Genomic DNA, 19,329 nt, shown 5'->3' with positions numbered 1-19,329 from the left:
ACGCTCAGGGGTTCAAGCGATCTTGAAGCGCGCCACCGACTGGCGCAGTTCCTCGGCCATGTGCGAGAGCTCGCGCACCTGCTGGGCGGTGGTGCGGGTGCCCTCACCGGTCTGTTCCGTCACGGCGAAGATGTGCTGGATGTTTGCCGCCACCACGTTGGCCGAATCGGCTTCGCGGGAGGCAGACTGCGAGATCTGTTCGATCAGCTCGGCGAGCCGGCGCGACACGCGGTCGATCTCGGACAGCGCGGTACCGGCGTTGTCGGAGAGCTTGGCCCCCTCGACCACACCCTGGGTGGACCGCTCCATGGCGCCGACCGCGTCCTGCGTGTCGGTCTGAATGGCTTTCACCAGCGCCGAGATCTGGCGCGTGGCATCTGCGGAGCGCTCGGCCAGTCGCTGCACTTCTTCCGCCACCACCGAGAAGCCGCGGCCGGCTTCACCGGCGGAGGCCGCCTGGATGGCAGCGTTCAGGGCCAGCACGTTGGTCTGTTCGGTAATGTCCGAGATCAGCTCGGTGATTTCGCCGATCTCCTGGGACGATTCGCCCAGGCGCTTGATCCGCTTGGAGGTTTCCTGGATCTGGTCGCGGATCGAGTTCATGCCGCCGATGGCGTTCTGCACGGCCTGCAGGCCCGATGAGGCGGCCTGCAGTGACTGGCGCGCCACCGTGGCGGATTCCTGCGCCTGCGAGGACACACCGTTGATGCGCTCGGCCATTGTCAGCACCGACTGGCCGGTTTCGCGGATCTCGCGCAGCTGCTCGGTCGAGGCGGCCAGCAGCTCGGTCGAGGTGCTTTCCACCTGCGAGGTAGTCTGCGCAACCCGGGTCGCCGTGTTCTGCACGTTGCCCACCAGCAGGCGAAGTTCTTCCACCGTGTAGTTCACCGAGTCGGCGATGGCGCCGGTGATGTCTTCCGTCACGGTGGCTTCCTGCGTCAGGTCGCCTTCGGCCACTGTCTGCAGCTCGTTCATCAGGCGCAAGATGGCGGCCTGGTTGGCGGCGTTGACGCGGCTCGCATCCTCGCTCGCGCGCTCGGCGGCCAGCCGCTCGCGTTCGGCGGACAGCGCGCGCTCGCGGCCTTCGCGCACCTGCACGAAGCCGATCGCGCCGGCCAACGCCAGGGCGGCCAGCGACAGCACGAAGAGCATCACCACCGTGCCGGCACCGAGGCCAGTGCGGGCCGAAAGCTTTTCCTGCAGGTCGCCGAGCGAGGTCCTGAGGGGTTCGCTGTCGGCCAGGATCGCAGCCTGCGCCTCGCGCGCGGCCACCAGGCCCTGTAGGTTGCCCAGGATGGCGCCGGCCTGCGTGCGGGTCTGCTCGTAGGTCTTGAGGATGGCCTCGAGCTGCTGACGGGTCTGCGCGTCGCGCGTGCCCGGCAGGCGCTGCTGCGCGTTGCCTTCGAGCAGGCCGCGGGTGACTTCCTGGAAGGTGTTCAGATCCTTGCCGAGCAGGAACACGGCGTCGGGGCTGACGCCTTCGACGGTGAGGAACTCGTTGGCCGACTTGCCGATGCGCTGCGTCAGCATCACCAGCTGACCGGCGGCCGAGATCTCGGGCAGCGAGGCGTTCTGTTGCATCTTGAGCGAGGCCACGGTCTCGGTCATCTCCAGAAGGTCGGAGGACTGGCGGTTGATGTCACGCAGTGCGGTGCCGACCTGGGTCAGGATCTTCTGCTGCGCCAGCACGGCCTTGGCGCTCTTGTCGGCACGCTCGACCAGCGGCGTGATCTTGGCGAGCTCGGCCTCGTACTGGTTGCCGACGCGTTCCAGCTTGAGGGCATCGTCGCCGTTCGACAGGCCCTGCACCCGGCGGGTGAGGTCATCGGAGGCTTCCTTGACTTCCGTGAAGGCGGGCACGTTGCCCACCAGGGCCTGCGACACCGACTTGGCCAGGCGCTGCGACTGCATCAGCGACTGGCCGGTGGCCGCCACCTGCTGGGCCAGCCGTTCGGCGCGCAGGATGGCGGAGCCGGCCACCAGCAGCAGCAACAGCACCACCACGGCCAGGACGATCGCCAGCACACGCTGCTGGCGCGCAGGATTGGAGCGCAGCGAGCCACCGCCCGCCGCCGGTTCCGCCGGCGCGAAGCCTGGGGCATCGGAGAGCACGGGGTCGTTGTCGGCAGCAACGGCAGGGGTCACGGCCGGAGCCTGATCGTTCGCAGCATCCATTGCAAGCACCACTGTTTCGGGGGGGCCTTCCGGGGCCGAATCGCGCCGGATGCGCACCGTCTTCTCCTCGGCGGGCTGGACGGTTTCGGCACCGTCCAGCGACAGGGTCGACCCGCTGTCCACGCGCCCACTGACATTGTCGCCACCCGCAGGCAGGAATTTCTTGAACTTGTCGGCGATCGAGCTCACGGTCGGTCCTTCAGGTAGTGTTCGGTGCCCGGCCCTGTGCTCAGGCGCCGATGCTCAAAAATTGCGGCTGCTGCGACAGCGCCTGCAGGTTGATCTCCTGCCAGCGCTCGCCGGTGGCATCCGTGTAGGCATGCCCCAGCCAGGCGGGAGCGCCATCAGTTGGCGCCTGCGATGCGGTGAAGGCCTCCACGCCGCGCAGGCCCACCAGCCGGTCGATCAGCAGAGCGCAGTTGACTTCCAGCATTTCGTTGAGCGCCACCAGGCGCGATTGCGCGCGCGCGGCCTCGCTGGTTGCCGGCGCCGTTTCGCCAGTCGCGAAAGTGGAGAGCTGCACGATGCCATACACGCCGCCGCGCAGGTTGGCGACGCCGAGGAACCATGGCTGCACGTAGGGCACCGCCTGCGGCGGGGTCCAGGGAAAGATCTCGCCGGCATGGCCGAGCGGGAACAAGTATTTCGCGTCGCCCGCCTCCACCGCGAGCCAGGAGGCGGACACGCCCGAGGTGCGCGCCGCCTGCAGGCGAGTGGCGAGCCGGGACTGGAAAGCGCGTAGAGCGTCGCGGTTGGCCATGAAGAAGAAGCGAAGCGATTCAGGCGAGCGCGCTGATCTTGGCGATCAGCTCGGCCGCATTGACCGGCTTGACGATGTAGTCGCGGGCGCCCTGCCGCATGCCCCAGAGCCGGTCGGTTTCCTGGTTCTTGCTGGTGCACATGATGATTGGCACCGACGCGTACTGCGGATTGCGCGCGATCGCACGGGTGAGCTGGAAGCCATTCTGCCCCGGCATCACGATGTCCATCAGGATCAGGTCGGGCTGCTCTTCCTCGAGGCGGCGCATGGCGTCCTCGGCGTTCTCGGCGGTCTTCACGGAGAAGCCGTTTTTCTGGAGCAGATCGGTCAGGAAGAGCAGCTCCGTCTTGGAGTCGTCGACCACGAGAACTTTGCGAATAGCCATTTACTGCACTTCCTGCGAGACAGTGCCGAACTGCTGCACGGCCTGCAGCAGTTGGTCTTTGGTGAAGGGTTTGGTGAGGTAGTCCTGCGAGCCGACCATACGGCCGCGCGCCTTGTCGAACACGCCGTCCTTGGAGGACAGCATCACGACCGGCACCTTCGAAAAGTGGGCGTTGCGCTTGATGATGGCGCAGGTCTGATAACCATCGAGCCGCGGCATCAGGATGTCGCAGAAGATCAGGTGCGGCTTGTGGTCGTTGACCTTGGAGAGCGCATCGAAGCCGTCTTCGGCGAGCAGCACTTCATGACCGCCCTGCTTGAGAAAGATCTCGGCACTGCGCCGAATGGTATTGCTGTCGTCAATGACAAGCACTTTGTAACCGGATCCATTCGAGCTCATTGGCGGCGCTCCTTTGTGACACTCTAAGACCGAAACGCCCCGAACGGGGCGCCAGAAGCACGGCCCTGTGCCATGCTTCAGATTTCCACCATCTCGAAGTCTTCCTTGCGCGCTCCACACTCGGGACAGGTCCAATTCATCGGAACATCTGCCCATGCCGTGCCGGCCGCAATACCATCTTCTGGCACTCCCACCGCTTCGTCGTAGATCCACCCGCAAATCAGGCACATCCAGGTTTTCGTATTCATCGCAGCTTAAGGTCCCTGTTCATAGAATGCAACGATCGTATCCAAACGTATCCGGAATTCGCGTGAGAAGCGTCTCAGATACGCCACCATCTGGCGAGCCCCGCTGCGTATGACAACTTACTTATTACCACCGGAGCAAGACCACAAAGTGAGCGATCTTAACGACCCGACCACCGACGAAGACAGCGCGGAGGAAGGTCCCAACCCGCCCTGCGTGCTGGTCTTCAACGCCAGCGACCCCAGCGGTGCAGGTGGCCTGGCATGCGACGCCGTGGCCATGGCCTCGGTCGGTGCGCACATGCTGCCCGTGGTGACCGGCGCCTATGCGCGCGACACCGCCGAGATCTTCGACCACTTCCCCTTCGACGAGGACGCCGTCGCGGAACAGGCGCGAACCATCCTGGAGGACGTGGAGGTCCAGCTGATCAAGGTGGGCTTCGTCGGGACGCCGGAGAACCTGAGCACCGTGGCCGAGACTGCGACCGACTATCCCGACGTCCCCGTGGTCGCCTACATGCCCAACCTCTCCTGGTGGGAAGACACCCAGATCGAGGCCTACCTGGACGCCTTCCGCGAACTGGTGCTGCCGCAGACCACCGTGCTGGTCGGCAACCACAGCACGCTGTGGCGCTGGCTGCTGCCGGACTGGGCCGGCGAGCGTCCGCCCGGCCCGCGCGACATCGCGCGCGCCGCCAGCGAGTTCGGCGTGCCTTATACGCTGGTGACCGGCATCGTGCTGCCGGAACAGTACATCGACAACGTGCTGGCCTCGCCGCAGACGGTGCTCGCCAGCGAGAAGTATGAGCGGCTCGATGCCATCTTCGCTGGCGCGGGCGATACGCTCTCGGGCGCCCTGGCCGCGCTGCTGGCCAGCGGCAGCGACCTGGCCGCCGCGACCACCGAGGCGCTGAGCTACATGGACCGCTGCCTCGACGCGGGCTTCCGCCCCGGTATGGGCCATGTGCTGCCCGATCGCCTGTTCTGGGCGCAGCCGGAAGAAGAAGACGAGGGCGAGACGGACGGCGATCCGTCCCCCATCGACCTGGCCCTGCCTCCTCACGACACCCGACATTGACCGCGCTTCCATCCATGCCCGACAACAACGCCAACGACATCCTCTTCGAGCGCGCCCGTGCCGTGATCCCCGGCGGCGTCAATTCGCCCGTGCGCGCCTTCCGTGCCGTGGGCGGCACGCCGCGCTTCGTGCAGCGCGCCCAGGGCGCCTACTTCTGGGACGCTGCCGGCCAGCGCTACGTCGATTACATCGGCTCATGGGGGCCGATGATCCTGGGCCACGGCCACCCCGCAGTGGTCGAGGCGGTGCAGCGCGCCGTGACCGATGGCTTCTCCTTCGGCGCACCCACAGAGCGCGAGATCGAGCTCGCCGAGGCCATCCTCGCGCTGGTGCCTTCGATGGAAATGGTGCGCCTGGTGAGCTCGGGCACCGAGGCCGCGATGAGTGCCCTGCGCCTCGCGCGCGGCGCCACCGGCCGCAAGTACATCATCAAGTTCGAGGGCTGCTACCACGGCCACGCCGATGCGCTGCTGGTGAAGGCCGGCTCCGGCCTCGCGACCTTCGGCAACCCGACCTCGGCCGGCGTGCCGCCCGAGGTGGTGCAGCACACGCTGGTCCTCGAGTACAACAACCTCGCGCAGCTGGAGGAGGCCTTCACGCTGCACGGCCACGAGATCGCAGGCCTGATGATCGAGGCCATCGCCGGCAACATGAACTTCGTGCGCGCGAGCGCCGCCTTCGCGAAGCGCTGCCGCGAGTTGTGCACGCGGCACGGCGCGCTGCTGATCTTCGACGAAGTCATGACCGGCTTTCGCGTCGGCCTGCACGGCGCCCAGGGCGTGCTGGGCATCCGGCCCGACCTTACGGTGCTCGGCAAGGTGATCGGCGGCGGCATGCCGCTGGCGGCCTTCGGTGGCCCGCGCGCCATCATGGAGCAGCTCGCGCCGCTGGGGCCCGTCTACCAGGCGGGCACGCTGTCGGGCAATCCGGTCGCCACGGCTTGCGGCCTCGCGACCCTGAAGGAAATCGCCAAGCCCGGCTTCTATGAAGCGCTGGCTACGAAGACCCGTTCGCTGATCGAGGGCCTGAAGGCCGCCGCGGGCGCTGAAGGACAGCCGTTCAGCGCCGACAGCGAAGGCGGCATGTTCGGCTTCTTCCTCATGAACGAATTGCCGCAGAACTACGCCACCGTGATGACAACCGACAGCGCGCGCTTCAACGCACTGTTCCACGGCCTGCTCGATCGCGGCGTGTATATTGCGCCCGCGCTGTACGAAGCCGGCTTCGTCAGCGCCGCCCACAGCGACGAAGACATCGCTGCCACCATCGAAGCTGCCCGCCAGATCTTCAGCAAGACCGAGCCACCGAAATGAATCCCCTGCGCCTGCTGCCGGCCCTGAGCGTTCTTCTTCCGGGCCTGGCGCTGGCGCAATCCACGAATTTCGCGCTGCCGAACATCGACGAGCCCCTCGACATTCAGAAGACCTGGATCAACGCCGGTTTCTACTCGGCGCATTTCGATCGCCACAACGGCCTGGAGAACAAGAACCCCGGCCTGGGCTTCGAGTACCCGCTCAATGACGTCTACCGCGTCACGCTGGGCACCTTCCACAACAGTGACCGACGACAGTCGCACTACCTCGGTCTCTACGTGCTGCCCTTCGAATTCCACGGTGTGCGCTTCGGCGCGGTGGTGGGCGGCTTTGACGGCTACCCGAACTACCGCAACGGCAACTGGTTCCCGGCCCTCATTCCCACGGCGGCCATCGAGGGCAGGAACTGGGGCCTCAACATCGCCTACGTGCCGACAATCAAGAACCGCCTGTACGGTGCGATCAGCTTCCAGTTGAAGTACCGCTTCGGCGACGGCAAATAAAAAGGGCGGCACGAAGCCGCCCTTTTGTCGTCATGCGCCGGCCTCGCTCAATGCCGGAAGTGGCGGACGCCCGAGAACACCATCGCGACACCGCGTTCGTCGGCGGCGTCGATCACCTCCTGATCGCGCATCGACCCCCCCGGCTGAATCACGCAGGTGGCGCCCGCATCCACCACCACGTCCAGGCCGTCGCGGAACGGGAAGAAGGCGTCGCTCGCCACCGCCGTGCCCCTGAGCGACAGTCCGGCATGTTCGGCCTTGATGCTGGCGATGCGGGCCGAATCGAGCCGGCTCATCTGGCCTGCGCCCACGCCCATGGTCATGCCATCGGCGCAGAAAACGATCGCGTTGCTCTTGACGTACTTCGCGACCTTCCAGGCGAACAGCAGGTCCTGCAGTTGCTGCGGCGTCGGCTGCTTCTTGCTCACCACCTTCAGTTCGTCGATGGCCAGCTCGCGATTGTCCGCCGTCTGCATCAGCAGGCCCGAGCCGATGCGCTTGACGTCCACCAGGTTGCGCCCCTGCTCCCAGGCCGTCTTCCCGCCGGGCGGCAGCGCGATCTCGAGGATGCGCACGTTGACCTTGCTCTTGAAGACTTCCAGCGCATCGGGCGCGTAGCCGGGCGCCATCAGCACTTCCACGAACTGCTTGGAGACGGCCTCGGCCGCGGCGCGGTCCAGCGGACGGTTGAAGGCGATGATGCCGCCGAAGGCCGAGGTCGGATCGGTCTTGAAGGCCTTGGCATAGGCCTCGTGCGCATCCTTCCCAATGGCCACGCCGCAGGGGTTGGCATGCTTCACGATCACGCAGGCCGGCGTGTCGAAGCTCTTCACGCATTCCCAGGCTGCGTCCGCATCGGCGATGTTGTTGTAGCTCAGCTCCTTGCCCTGCAGCTGCTTCGCGCTGACGAGCGAGCCCGGCGCCGGATACAGGTCGCGGTAGAAGGCAGCCTGCTGGTGCGGGTTCTCGCCGTAGCGCAGGTCCTGCAGCTTGACGAAGCGTCCGTTGCTCTGCGCCGGGAACAGGGCCTGCGTACCGTCTTCCTGCAGGCCCGAGAGGTAGTCGCTGATCGCACCGTCGTACTGGCTGATGCGGTTGAAAGCAGCCACCGAGAAGGCGAACTTCGTCTTCTGGGTCAGCTTGCCGTCGGCCCGGAGCTCAGCCAGCGCCTGCGGATATTGCGAGGCGTCGGTGAGCACGCCCACGTCCTTCCAGTTCTTCGCGGCGCTGCGCACCATCGCGGGGCCGCCGATGTCGATGTTCTCGATCGCGTCTTCCAGCGTGCAGCCCGCCTTGGCCACGGTGGCCTCGAAAGGATAGAGATTGACCACCAGCAGGTCGATGGTGTCGATGCCGTGCTGCTCGAGCGCCGCCATGTGCGCCGGCACGTCGCGCCGCGCCAGCAGGCCGCCGTGTACCTTGGGATGCAGCGTCTTCACCCGTCCATCCAGCATCTCGGGAAAGCCGGTGAGCTCGGCCACTTCGGTCACGGGCAGGCCGGCATCGGCGAGGAGCTTCGCGGTGCCGCCGGTGGACAGCAGGCGGATGCCCAGCGCATGCAGGGCTTGCGCGAATTCGAGGACGCCGGTCTTGTCGGAGACGGAGATGAGTGCGTTCAGTGCCATGTTGGCCTTGGGTGAGTTTCAGATTCCAGGAACACCGCGGAACCGGCTTTGCCGGGCCGCTGGTGTTGCCCCCGGTGAGGGGGTTGGCGGAGCGACACGAAGTGCGCACAGCCTGGGGGAGAGCAAGAGCTACTTCAGGAGTTTGTGTTCGACCAGCTTCTTGCGCAGGGTGTTGCGGTTCAGGCCCAGCCATTGGGCAGCCTTCGACTGGTTGCCCTCCGCCCGCGTCATGACGACGTCGAGCAGGGGCTTCTCCACCACGCGCACCAGCATGTCGTACATGCCGTCGGGCTCGGTGCCGCGCAGGTCACGGAAGTAGCTGTCCAGGCTGCTTCGCACGCAGTCTTCAATGTGTTTCTTGCTCATGGCCCTCTTCTCTTCTTTTCTTCGTCATCCTCAGGCGAGCGCATCGGCCTGCTCGTCCCTCGGCGCCTGTGCGCCGCCGCCGGCGTCCGCGGGGATGCGGTCCATCCGCGCCGCCAGGCCATCGAAGAATCCCGCGACCGCGCGCCACTGCGCGTCGCAATCCTCGATGGCGTTCATGCTGTCGCGGAAAGCCTCGCCGCCTGGCAGCGCGCGCACATACCAGCCGATGTGCTTGCGCGCGCTGCGCACGCCGCTGTACTCGCCGTAGAGCGCGTAGTGCTGCTGCAGGTGGTCGAGCAGCAGGCGCCGCACCTCGGCCACGAGCGGCGGCGCGAGATGGGTGCCGGTCGCGAGGTAGTGCGCGATCTCGCGAAAGATCCATGGCCGGCCTTGCGCGGCCCGACCCACCATCAAGGCGTCGGCGCCCGTGAGCGCGAGCACCCGCTTCGCTTTCTCGGGCGAATCGATGTCGCCGTTGGCGACCACCGGCACGCGCACCGCCGACTTGACCGCGGTGATGGTGTCGTACTCGGCCTCGCCCTTGTAGCCCTGCTCGCGTGTGCGGCCGTGCACGGTAAGCATGCGCACACCTGCGTTCTCGAATCGCTGCGCGAGCGCGACGGCATTGCGATGGTCTGCACTCCAGCCGGTGCGCATCTTGAGCGTGACCGGCACGTGATGCGGCGCCGCAGCACGAACCACCGCCTCGACGATCTCGAGCGCCAACGGCTCGTCGCGCATCAATGCCGAACCGGCCCACTTGTTGCAAACCTTCTTGGCCGGGCAGCCCATGTTGATGTCGATGACCTGCGCGCCACGTTCGATGTTGTACAGGGCGGCCTCGGCCATCATGGCCGCATCGGTCCCGGCGATCTGCACCGCAATGGGGCCCGGCTCGCCCTCGTGGTCGGCGCGGCGCGATGTCTTCAGCGAGTTCCACAGTTCCTTGCGCGAAGTCACCATCTCGCTCACTGCATAACCTGCGCCAAGCTCGCGGCACAGCATGCGGAAGGGCCGATCGGTGACGCCCGCCATGGGCGCGACGAACAGGCGGTTCTCCAGCGCGATGTTGCCGATCTGCAGATTCATGGAGAGGAAAGTGGCGAGCGCGCCGGGTGCTGCTGAAAAATGAGGCACGATTGTAGCGGCGCCTCGGAGCCGCCGCTGCAACGATTTGCACTTTACGCGACAACCGAAATACGCGCAGATCGCGTATACGCCAAGGCCGAATAACAGCGCGCCTTTCTATACTGAGGCGCACATGCAAGCCTGGCTCGACTCCCTTCTCGCGCTTCTCGCGCTTCCGCAGTTCGGGCTCAGCACCCTTTTCATCGTCGCCTTCATATCGGCCACCCTGCTGCCGGTCGGCTCGGAGCCGGCGCTCTTCGGACTGCTCAAGCTCAATCCCGAACTGTTCTGGCCCGCCGTGCTCGTGGCGACCGCCGGCAACACGCTGGGCGGCATCGTCGACTGGTGGATCGGCTATGCCGCGCACCAGGTGGCGGACAAGTACTCACACTCGAAGCACCACATGCGCGTGCTGACATGGCTCGAGCGGCTGGGGCCCAAGGCCTGCCTGCTGGCCTGGCTGCCGATCGTGGGCGATCCGCTCTGTGCGGTCGCAGGTTGGCTGCGCCTTTCCTTCTGGCCCTGCGTGGTCTACATGGCGATCGGCAAGTTCGCGCGCTACGTCACGATGACCGTCGCGCTGCTGTACATCTGGCCGAACTGAAAGGCGTCGGGACCTTCAACTGAGCAGGCCATAGGGCCCGCCGCGCTCCAGCGCACGCTGGTATGCAGGCCGCGCATGGATGCGCTCGAGATAGGCCATCAGCTTCGGCCGCTTCGCATCCAGGCCACCGCGCGCCACCGCCGCCTCGACCGGGAAGCTCATCTGGATGTCCGCGCCAGAGAAGTCAGCGCCGGCAAACCATTCACTCTTGCCGAGTTCGGCCTCCATGAAGTCGAGGTGGTTGCGGATGTTCGGCACGATGAAGGCGGCCTTCGCCTTGGCCGCGATGCCCTTGGCGATGGGCCTGGCGAAGAACGGCATCTTCGCCTTCTCGATCTGGTCGAACATCAGCTTGAGCAACAGCGGCGGCATGGCCGAACCTTCCGCATAGTGCATCCAATAGCGATAACGCAAGGCCTCGGGCGTGCCCGCGGCGGGCGCGAGGCGGCCCTCGCCGTAGCGCTCGACCAGCGTCTCGAGGATGGCGCCCGACTCGGCGAGCGCCAGGCCGTCCCCGGTCGTCACCACCGGCGACTTGCCCAGTGGATGCACGGCGCGCAGGCTGGGCGGCGCGAGCATCGTCTTCGGGTCGCGCTGGTAATGGACGATCTCATAAGACAACCCGAGCTCCTCGAGCAGCCACAACACGCGCTGCGAGCGCGAGTTGTTCAGATGGTGGACGGTGATCATGTTCAGGCGCTGAACAGGAAGTTCATCACATCCCCATCCTTCACCACGTAGTCCTTCCCTTCCGCCCGCATCTTCCCGGCGTCCTTCGCGCCCTGCTCGCCCTTGTAGGCGATGTAGTCGGCGAAGGAGATGGTCTGCGCGCGGATGTAGCCCTTCTCGAAATCGGTGTGGATCACGCCGGCCGCCTGCGGGCCGGTGTCGCCGATGTGGATGGTCCAGGCGCGCACTTCCTTCACGCCGGCGGTGAAGTAGGTCTGCAGGCCCAGCAGCGAATAGGCCGCGCGGATCAGGCGGTTGAGGCCCGGCTCCTCCTGGCCGATCTCGGCGAGGAACATCTTCTTGTCCTCCTCGTCCATGTCGGCCAGTTCCGATTCGATCTTGGCGCTGATGGCCACCACCGGCGCGTTCTGCGCGGCGGCGTATTCGCGCAGGCGATCGAGGAAGGGATTGTTCTCGAAGCCGTCCTCGGACACGTTGCCGACGAACATGGCGGGCTTGGCGGTGATCAGCGAGAACTGCTTCATCAGCGGCCTGTCCTCCTTGCTGAACTCGACCGTACGCACCGGCTTGTTGTCGTTGAGCGCGGCCTGGCATTTCTCCAGCAGCGCCACCAGCTTGATCGCTTCCTTGTCGCCCGAACGCGCCGTCTTGGCGTGACGCGCCAAGGCCTTTTCGACGGTGGCGAGGTCGGCCAGGCACAGCTCGGTCTGGATCACCTCGATGTCGGAGATCGGGTCCACCTTGCCGGCCACGTGCACCACGTTGTCGTCCTCGAAGCAGCGCACCACGTTCACGATGGCGTCGGTCTCGCGGATGTGTGCAAGGAACTGATTGCCCAGGCCCTCGCCTTTGCTGGCGCCGGCCACCAGGCCTGCGATGTCGACGAACTCCACGATGGCCGGCACGACGCGCTCCGGCTTCACGATCTCGGCCAGTTGGGCCAGCCGGGAATCGGGCACTTCGACGACGCCCACATTGGGCTCGATGGTGCAGAAAGGGTAGTTCTCGGCCGCGATGCCGGCCTTGGTCAGCGCGTTGAAGAGGGTGGACTTGCCGACGTTGGGCAGGCCGACGATGCCGCACTGGAGACTCATGGCGGGGCTTTCTCAGGATGCTTGGGAAGCCGGCGATTTTAGGCGCTGGCTCCGGGCGCGCCCCGGGCACCGGCAGTGTCACTGCCGCAGGCAGGTCAATCGAAGCGGTAGTTCGCCGCCACCGGCTGGCCGACCTTGAAGAGATGCTCCACGCCCTCGCGCACGATGCAGTTCATGCCGAAGGTGATGGCGCCGTCCACCCGCGGGTCCTGCCGGTAGCGGCGAAGCGTGTCGCCGACCTCGGGGCTGGATGCGGCGGTCGCCGGATCGATGTCGGGCACGGGACAGCGCGAACAGGGCTTCACCGGCTGCAGCCGCGCCTCGCCTTCGGCGGTCTGCACGTGCAGCATCTCCACCCGGTCCTCGTCATGCGCCTCGATGCCGGCCAGCACGATGTTGGGGCGGAAGCGCTCGATCCCGACCGCCGAATGGCCACCGTCCGCCAGGCGCGCATTGAACTCGGCCAGCGAGCCCTCGCTGGCTACCAACAGCGGATAGCCGTCCGCGAACTGGTTGAGCGCCTCGACGCCGCCGGTCCACTTCAGGCTCGACAGGCGCTTGTGCTCGGGGTCGAAGCGCACCAGGCGCAGCCGGCGCGGCCGGCCCGGCTCGGACAGGAAGTCGCTGAACCATTGGGCCGCGATGTCGCCCATGTCGTAGGCTGCCACCTCGTCGTTCCACACGCGTACCCGCACCGGCTGCTCGACCCGGTCGAAAGCGATGTGCAGCGCCAGCATGCCGGGGGCGCGCAGCACCATCTCCGAGTACTTCATCTGCGGGCGGATCAGCACCATCCGCGGCAGCTCGCGCTGGGTGACGAATTCACCGTTCTCGTCGACCACCATCCACGCACGGTCGAACTCCAGGCCGGTCTCGGTCAGCAGCGCCTCGGGCAGCTCGACGCCGGCGCAGGACTTGATGGGATAGACGAAGAGACGGGCGATGCGGGCCTGGAGGTCGAAGTCGGCGGGAGCGGTCACGGGCAAGTCCTTGGGCGATGGCGCGATTGTCCCGCACTCCTACAATGCCCCGATGGCTCTTCCCCCCGAGGTTTGCATTCGCGGCGCCGGCATCGTCGGCCGGACGCTGGCGCTGCTGCTGGCACGCGAGCGCGTGCGGGTGGCGCTGGTGGCGCCCGCCGCCACGCCCGAGCGGCAGGACGTGCGCGCCTATGCGCTCAATGCTGCCTCCAGGGCCCTGCTCGAATCGCTGCGCGGCTGGCCCGACGCACCGCACGCCACGCCGGTGCGCGAGATGCTGGTGCACGGTGACGAAGGCGGCCGCGTGCAGTTCCACGCGGCGCGGCAGAAGGTCGACGCCCTGGCCTGGATCGTGGACGTGCCGGCGCTCGAGCAGCAACTGGCCGACGCGGTGCGCTTCCAGTCCCGTATCGAGGTGGTCGCCGAGCCGGTGGCGGCGCCGCTGACGGTGGTCTGCGAAGGCCGCATCAGCGCCACGCGCGAGCAGTTGGGCGTGCGCTACGAGGTCACGCGCTACCCGCAGCACGCGATCGCGGCGCGCGTGGTCGCCGACGAGCCGCACGACGGCGCCGCGCGCCAGTGGTTCAACGACCGGGGCGAGGTCTTCGCCCTGCTGCCGATGACGGACAAGCAGCTCGCGCTGGTCTGGTCGGTCGACCAGCTGCGAGCGCCCGAATTGCTGGCGCTCGGCGCCGACGCATTCAACCACGCGCTGCACGAGGCCAGCCACGGGGCACTGGGCGGTCTGCGCCTGGTCAGCGAGCGCGCCGCGTGGCCGCTGCAGCGCGCCATCGCCGACCGCTGGACCGGCCGCCTGGCCGACGGCAACGCGTGGGCCCTGGCCGGCGATGCCGCCCACACGGTGCATCCGCTGGCGGGCCAGGGCCTGAACCTGGGCCTGGCCGATGCCGCGGCGCTGGCCGACGTGATCAAGGACCGCGACTACTGGCGCAGCGTGGGCGATGCCCGCCTGCTGCGCCGCTACGAGCGCGCGCGCCGCGCCGACGTGCTGTCGATGAGTCTCGCCACCGACGGTCTGCAGCAGCTCTTCGCGCACAGCGCCGATCCGCTGCCGGCGCTGCGCAACTGGGGCATGCGCGGCTTCGACCGCACGCGCCTGATCAAGAACTGGATCGCGAAGCAGGCCATGGGCCTGTCCTGAACCCTGCAACGAGCACCACCATCATGAAATCCGCATCCGCACCCCTCGCTGCATGGCTTGCCGCACTGGCCCTGGGCTGCAGCCTGACCGCCGCGGCCGGCGAAGCAGAGATCCGCCAGAACCTGGCCGCGCGCATTCCCCAGTTCGCCAAGATCGACGAGATCCGCAAGGCGCCCATGCCGGGCCTCTACGAAGTGCGCATCAACGGCTTCGAGATCTACTACACCGACGAGCAGGGCAACTACCTGCTGCAGGGCAACCTCATCGACGTCAAGGCCCGGCGCAACCTGACCGAGGAACGCGTCGAGAAGCTCAGCGAGGTGGCCTTCGACAAGCTGCCGGTGAAGGACGCGATCAAGATCGTGCGCGGCAACGGCAAGCGCAAGCTGGCCGTCTTCGAGGACCCGAACTGCGGCTACTGCAAGCAGTTCGAACGCGACCTGACCAAGGTCGACAACGTCACCATCCATCTCTTCCTGTACCCCGTGCTGGGGCCGGACTCGGTGACCAAGTCGCGCAACATCTGGTGCGCGAAGGACAAGGCCAAGGCCTGGGCCGACTGGATGCAGCGCGGCACCGCGCCCGAGAACGCCGAGTGCGACACGGGCGCGCTCACGCGCAACCGCGAGTTCGGCCAGAAGTACAACATCACCGGCACGCCCACGCTGATCTTCGGTGACGGCACGCGCGCACCGGGCGCCATTCCGGCAGCGCAGGTCGAGAAACAACTCGCCGCAATCAACTGATGGTGGCGCCGGCTGTCCACTACCGCGTCGAGTGCGCGGACCGACACGCGCATCTCTTCGCCGTCCTGCTGCGCATCGAGCGGCCCGCGGCGCGGCAGCGCGTCGCGCTGCCGGTCTGGATCCCGGGCAGCTACCTGGTGCGCGAGTTCGCGAAGAACCTGCAGGATCTCCAGGCCCGCCAGGGCCGTCGCGCACTGGCCGTGCATCAGCTCGACAAGTGCAGCTGGCAGATCGACTGCACGCCCGGCAAGCCGCTGGAGCTGCGCTACCAGGTCTGCGCCTACGACAACTCGGTGCGCACCGCCTGGCTTGATGCGACGCGCGCCTTCTTCAACGGCACCAGCCTGTGCCTGCGCGTCGATGGCCAGGCCGAGGCGCCGCATGCGATCGAGATCGTCGGGCCGAAGCTGGCACCGGACGAGCAACGCTGGTCCTGCGCCACAGCCCTGGAGCCCACCAAGACCGACCGCCACGGCTTCGGTCACTACCTGGCCGCCGGTTACGACGAGCTGGCCGACAGTCCGGTGGAGATGGGTGCCTTCTGGAGCGCCGAGTTCGAGGCCTGCGGCGTGCCGCACCGCTTCGTGGTCGCGGGCGCACCGCCCTCCTTCGACGGCGAGCGGCTGATCGCCGACACGCGCGCCATCTGCGAGACGCAGATGCGCTTCTGGCACGGCCCGAAGGTCGGCAAGCGCGGCAGCCCGAAGCCTCCGCACGACCGCTACGTCTTCATGCTGAACGCGGTGGACGACGGCTACGGCGGCCTCGAGCACCGCCACTCGACCGCGCTCATCTGCACGCGGCGCGACCTGCCGCAGCTCGGCGTGCAGAAGCAGGGCGAGGGCTACACCACGCTGCTCGGGTTGATCAGCCACGAGTACTTCCACACCTGGAACGTCAAGCGCCTGCGGCCCGCGGAGTTCGAGCGCTACGACTACGCGCAGGAGAACTACACGCAGCTGCTGTGGCTGTTCGAGGGCTTCACCAGCTACTACGACGACCTGCTGCTGCGCCGCGCCGGGCGCCTGGACGATGCGGGCTACCTGCGGCTCATCAACAAAACCGCCAACCAGGTGCTGCAGGCGCCGGGGCGCCATGTGCAGTCGGTGGCGCAGGCGAGCTTCGATGCCTGGGTCAAGTACTACCGGCAGGACGAGCAGACCGCCAACACCACCATCAGCTACTACACCAAGGGCGCGCTGGTGGCGCTGTGCTTCGACCTGACGCTGCGCGCCGAGGGCAAGGGCTCCCTGGACGACGTGATGCGGCTGCTGTGGACGAAGAGCGGCGGCGGCCCGGTGGCCGAGCCGGACTTCGCGGCCGCGCTCGAGGCCGTGGGCGGGCGCTCATTCGCGGACGAGATCGCGCAGTGGGTGCATTCGACCGATGAGCTGCCGCTGGCCGAGCAGCTGGGCCGACACGGCGTGAGCGCCAACGAGGACCCGGCCCAGCGCGCCCAGGAACTGGGCCTGCGCGTGGCCGAAGCCAACGGCAGCGTGCAGGTCAAGATGGTGCTGCGTGGCGGCGCAGCCGAGCAAGCCGGCTTCTCGGCCAACGACGAGTGGATCGGCATCGAACTGGCAGCGCACAAGGGCCGGCCGGCGCAGGGCTGGCGCATCGCGCGGCTGGACGACCTGGCGCTCTACCTCGGCCCGCTGAAGAAGATCACCGCGCTGGTGGCGCGCGACCGGCGGCTGCTGCGCCTGCCGCTCACGCTGCCCAGCGGCGTCACCACCTGGCGGCTCGCCGTGCAGGACGCCGCGAAGCTCGCGCAATGGCTGGCGCCGCAGTAGAGAGCGCGGCGCTTCCCTCTTCCGCCCCCCGCTTCCTTTCCTTCCAGGAGACCTCCCCCATGAGCTACGAAACCATCGAAGTCCGCACCGAGGCCGGCAAGGTCGGCATCGTGACGCTGAACCGGCCCAAGGCGCTGAACGCGCTCAACGATGCGCTGATGACCGAACTCGGCACCGCGCTCAAGGCCTTCGATGCCGACCCGGCGATCGGCTGCATCATCGTCACCGGCAGCGAGCGCGCCTTCGCCGCGGGCGCGGACATCGGCGCCATGGCGAGCTACAGCTTCGTCGACGTCTACAAGGGCGACTACATCACGCGCAACTGGGAAACCATCCGCAGCGTGCGCAAGCCCGTGATCGCGGCGGTGAGCGGCTTCGCACTGGGCGGCGGCTGCGAGCTGGCGATGATGTGCGACTTCATCATCGCGGCCGACAACGCGAAATTCGGCCAGCCCGAGATCAAGCTCGGCGTGATCCCCGGCGCCGGCGGCACGCAGCGCCTGCCGCGCGCGGTCGGCAAAGCCAAGGCCATGGACATGACGCTGACCGGCCGCATGATGGACGCCGCCGAAGCCGAGCGCTCGGGCCTGGTCAGCCGCGTCGTGCCCTACGACAAGCTGATGGACGAGGCGCTGGGTGCCGCGCTGATCATTGCCGACTTCTCGCAGGTGGCGGTGATGGCGGCCAAGGAGTCGGTCAACCGCGCCTTCGAAAGCGGCCTGGCCGACGGCGTGATGTTCGAGCGGCGCCTGTTCCACGCGCTGTTCGCCACCACGGACCAGAAGGAAGGCATGGACGCCTTCGTCAACAAGCGCAAGGCGGCCTTCAAGCACGAGTGAGTCAGCGGGAAGGCGCTGTCTCCGGCTCGGCCGGCGGCTGCGCCGGTCTCCATGGCAGCGCGGGCGGCTGCGCCGGCGGTTCCACCGCGTGCTGCAGGGCATCGCGCAGGGCGGCCAGCGACGCTGCGGAAGGCGCACCCGTCGTCGCCGGCTTCTGGCCCTCGCGCCAACGCACCTGGTTGCGCCCCAGTTCGAAGGTGGCCAGCACCTCGCCGTTGCCGCGCTCGAGGGTGACGCGCCACTCGGCCGTGCCCGCCAGCGGCTGCGGGCCGACGGCCGAGAGCGCGGCCGACCCCAGCAGCGCATTGAGCTCCATCGCCTCCCTGCGCGACAGGCTGCGGCCGGCGCCGCCGCGCGGCGTGATGGTCATGCGGTTCCATTGCGAGAGCGCGGCAAAGCTGGGGAGCTCGCTCGATTCGGCGGCGCGCGGCGCGGGGGGTGCGGCTGCGGCTGCGGCTGCGGCCGCGGCCGGGCGCGGGGGCTCGTTGGCAGCGCGAGCCGCGCCGGGCGTCGGACCGGACGGCGCGGCAAAGCGCTGACTCGAGGCGCTTCGCTCTGCCTCCCGGCGCAGCCCCTCGAGCGAAGCATCGCGGGAAGCGGCCGCGCCGGCAGCCCCTGACGGGGGCGTGACCGGTGCAGGCGCAGCTGCCATCGCCGGCGGCGGCGCGGGCTGGATCGCGGGTGTCTCCCGCTTCCTCGCTTCCTTCGCGCTGTCGCCGGCGGATGCCGCCAGTGCCGCTTCCTCGGCCTGCCGGCGCGCCGGCTCGGCGGGCGCGGCATTGGGGCGCTCCGGCGGCCGCGCCGGCCGCGCTGCCTTCGCCGCGGCCGGCGGGGCCGGCTCGGGCGGGGGCAAGGGCGTGCCCGGGATGTCCTGGCTGGACGGCAGCGCCCGCTCGCTCATTGGCTGGGACGGGGCTGGCACCGGAGCTGGCGTCGGCGCCTGCACCGGCGCGGGGGGCGGTGCAGCGGCAGGCGCAGCAGGAGGCGCCGCGGGCGATTCGGCGGGCCTCGCAGCGGTTGCCGCAGCAGGCGGCTCACCATCGGGCCGCGCACCGGGCACCGGCTCCCGCTGCCAGAGCACGGTCACCAGCACCCCGACCAGCACGGTCGCGAAAGCGGCGTTCCAGGGCATGCGGGCACCGCCGCCCGATCCGCCCAGGCCCAATAGGCGCTGCCACCACGATCGCGCCGGCTCCATCGGCACCACCGCCAGCGAGGGCGCGACCGCTTCACGCGCCTGATCGAGGATCGCCTTGCGCGTGCGCCAGTCCGGCGCCGCGGCGTGGTCCGGTGCGTGGGCCAGTGCGCGCCGCAGCCGCTCGTCGCGCAGATCGTCCATGCCGTCGTCGCTTTCCATGATGCCGCTCACTGGACTACCCTCTCTTTCATTGCAGTCGTAGTGGAGCTGCGGCGCAGGGTTGTCCACGGCGGCGGGCGTCGCTTG

Annotated in this window: 20 protein-coding genes; 8 read left to right on the top strand and 12 right to left on the bottom strand. The window is 67.9% G+C overall.

Annotated features, from left to right (window positions below; genetic code table 11):
• Positions 1 to 12: 12 nt before the first annotated feature.
• The 5 genes from A8M77_RS25150 to A8M77_RS25130 all read right to left on the bottom strand — a co-directional run bounded on the left by A8M77_RS25150 (position 13) and on the right by A8M77_RS25130 (position 3,967).
• Positions 13 to 2,364: a methyl-accepting chemotaxis protein gene (locus A8M77_RS25150; protein WP_086924247.1), complete on the bottom strand. Its 2,352-nt coding sequence runs from the start codon at positions 2,362 to 2,364 to the stop codon at positions 13 to 15.
• 40 nt (positions 2,365 to 2,404) lie between these two features.
• Positions 2,405 to 2,935 (bottom strand): chemotaxis protein CheW, encoded by a 531-nt coding sequence (locus A8M77_RS25145; RefSeq protein WP_086924246.1) that lies wholly within the window; start codon positions 2,933 to 2,935, stop codon positions 2,405 to 2,407.
• Positions 2,936 to 2,954: 19 nt separating this feature from the next.
• Positions 2,955 to 3,320: a response regulator gene (locus tag A8M77_RS25140; protein WP_086924245.1), complete on the bottom strand. Its 366-nt coding sequence runs from the start codon at positions 3,318 to 3,320 to the stop codon at positions 2,955 to 2,957.
• Positions 3,321 to 3,719, bottom strand: a complete 399-nt coding sequence (locus A8M77_RS25135; RefSeq protein ID WP_086924244.1) for a response regulator — start codon at positions 3,717 to 3,719, stop codon at positions 3,321 to 3,323. It lies immediately after the preceding gene.
• A 77-nt stretch (positions 3,720 to 3,796) separates the two neighbouring features.
• The gene (locus tag A8M77_RS25130; protein ID WP_007838397.1) at positions 3,797 to 3,967 is read right to left on the bottom strand and encodes a rubredoxin; all 171 of its coding nucleotides are present in this window, start codon (positions 3,965 to 3,967) and stop codon (positions 3,797 to 3,799) included.
• Between the two features lie 109 nt (positions 3,968 to 4,076).
• Between A8M77_RS25130 and thiD the strand changes: the two genes are divergently transcribed.
• From thiD to A8M77_RS25115, 3 genes are read left to right on the top strand one after another with little or no spacing between them, the layout of a single operon-like run.
• A complete protein-coding gene (thiD, locus tag A8M77_RS25125) occupies positions 4,077 to 5,042 on the top strand; it encodes a bifunctional hydroxymethylpyrimidine kinase/phosphomethylpyrimidine kinase (protein ID WP_086924243.1) in 966 nt (321 codons plus the stop codon).
• Positions 5,043 to 5,056: 14 nt separating this feature from the next.
• Positions 5,057 to 6,355 carry a glutamate-1-semialdehyde 2,1-aminomutase gene (gene hemL, locus A8M77_RS25120; RefSeq protein ID WP_086924242.1) on the top strand — a complete coding sequence of 433 codons (1,299 nt, stop codon included), beginning with the start codon at positions 5,057 to 5,059 and terminating at the stop codon, positions 6,353 to 6,355.
• Positions 6,352 to 6,858 (top strand): hypothetical protein, encoded by a 507-nt coding sequence (locus tag A8M77_RS25115; RefSeq protein WP_086924241.1) that lies wholly within the window; start codon positions 6,352 to 6,354, stop codon positions 6,856 to 6,858. Before hemL ends, A8M77_RS25115 begins: the two co-directional genes overlap by 4 nt.
• A 47-nt stretch (positions 6,859 to 6,905) precedes the next feature.
• Here the strand turns inward: A8M77_RS25115 and purH are convergent, their stop codons facing one another.
• The 3 genes from purH to dusB all read right to left on the bottom strand — a co-directional run bounded on the left by purH (position 6,906) and on the right by dusB (position 9,938).
• A complete protein-coding gene (purH, locus tag A8M77_RS25110; RefSeq protein ID WP_086924240.1) occupies positions 6,906 to 8,483 on the bottom strand; it encodes a bifunctional phosphoribosylaminoimidazolecarboxamide formyltransferase/IMP cyclohydrolase in 1,578 nt (525 codons plus the stop codon).
• A gap of 129 nt (positions 8,484 to 8,612) precedes the next feature.
• Positions 8,613 to 8,849, bottom strand: a complete 237-nt coding sequence (locus A8M77_RS25105) for a Fis family transcriptional regulator (RefSeq protein ID WP_068683508.1) — start codon at positions 8,847 to 8,849, stop codon at positions 8,613 to 8,615.
• A 30-nt stretch (positions 8,850 to 8,879) separates the two neighbouring features.
• Positions 8,880 to 9,938, bottom strand: coding sequence for a tRNA dihydrouridine synthase DusB (dusB, locus tag A8M77_RS25100; protein WP_086924239.1), 1,059 nt, complete (start codon positions 9,936 to 9,938; stop codon positions 8,880 to 8,882).
• Between the two features lie 172 nt (positions 9,939 to 10,110).
• Here dusB and A8M77_RS25095 point away from each other — a divergent pair, with 172 nt between their 5' ends.
• Positions 10,111 to 10,581: a YqaA family protein gene (locus tag A8M77_RS25095; RefSeq protein WP_086924238.1), complete on the top strand. Its 471-nt coding sequence runs from the start codon at positions 10,111 to 10,113 to the stop codon at positions 10,579 to 10,581.
• A gap of 15 nt (positions 10,582 to 10,596) precedes the next feature.
• Here A8M77_RS25095 and A8M77_RS25090 read toward each other — a convergent pair whose 3' ends face one another.
• The 3 genes from A8M77_RS25090 to A8M77_RS25080 all read right to left on the bottom strand — a co-directional run bounded on the left by A8M77_RS25090 (position 10,597) and on the right by A8M77_RS25080 (position 13,345).
• Positions 10,597 to 11,271 carry a glutathione S-transferase family protein gene (locus A8M77_RS25090; protein WP_086924237.1) on the bottom strand — a complete coding sequence of 225 codons (675 nt, stop codon included), beginning with the start codon at positions 11,269 to 11,271 and terminating at the stop codon, positions 10,597 to 10,599.
• Positions 11,272 to 11,273: 2 nt separating this feature from the next.
• A complete protein-coding gene (ychF, locus tag A8M77_RS25085) occupies positions 11,274 to 12,365 on the bottom strand; it encodes a redox-regulated ATPase YchF (protein ID WP_086924236.1) in 1,092 nt (363 codons plus the stop codon).
• Between the two features lie 95 nt (positions 12,366 to 12,460).
• Positions 12,461 to 13,345, bottom strand: a complete 885-nt coding sequence (locus A8M77_RS25080) for an MOSC domain-containing protein (protein WP_086924290.1) — start codon at positions 13,343 to 13,345, stop codon at positions 12,461 to 12,463.
• Between the two features lie 52 nt (positions 13,346 to 13,397).
• On the opposite strand from A8M77_RS25080, the gene A8M77_RS25075 reads away from it, so the two are divergent.
• The 4 genes from A8M77_RS25075 to A8M77_RS25060 are packed head-to-tail and all read left to right on the top strand — an operon-like array spanning position 13,398 to position 17,885.
• The gene (locus A8M77_RS25075; RefSeq protein ID WP_086924289.1) at positions 13,398 to 14,507 is read left to right on the top strand and encodes an FAD-dependent monooxygenase; all 1,110 of its coding nucleotides are present in this window, start codon (positions 13,398 to 13,400) and stop codon (positions 14,505 to 14,507) included.
• Between the two features lie 23 nt (positions 14,508 to 14,530).
• Entirely contained in the window at positions 14,531 to 15,253 is a 723-nt protein-coding gene (locus A8M77_RS25070; protein WP_086924235.1) for a DsbC family protein, read from the top strand.
• A complete protein-coding gene (locus A8M77_RS25065) occupies positions 15,253 to 17,046 on the top strand; it encodes a M61 family metallopeptidase (protein WP_086924234.1) in 1,794 nt (597 codons plus the stop codon). The genes A8M77_RS25070 and A8M77_RS25065 overlap by 1 nt, the downstream gene beginning before the upstream one ends.
• Before the next feature lie 59 nt (positions 17,047 to 17,105).
• The gene (locus tag A8M77_RS25060) at positions 17,106 to 17,885 is read left to right on the top strand and encodes an enoyl-CoA hydratase (RefSeq protein WP_086924233.1); all 780 of its coding nucleotides are present in this window, start codon (positions 17,106 to 17,108) and stop codon (positions 17,883 to 17,885) included.
• Position 17,886: 1 nt separating this feature from the next.
• Here the strand turns inward: A8M77_RS25060 and A8M77_RS25055 are convergent.
• Positions 17,887 to 19,329 (bottom strand): hypothetical protein (locus tag A8M77_RS25055; RefSeq protein WP_238136963.1); only part of this gene is annotated, 1,443 nt, incomplete at its 5' end.

The sequence above is a fragment of the Variovorax sp. JS1663 genome (assembly GCF_002157355.1).
Taxonomy (GTDB): domain Bacteria; phylum Pseudomonadota; class Gammaproteobacteria; order Burkholderiales; family Burkholderiaceae_C; genus Variovorax.
This window is presented reverse-complemented; position numbering and strand designations above follow the sequence as displayed.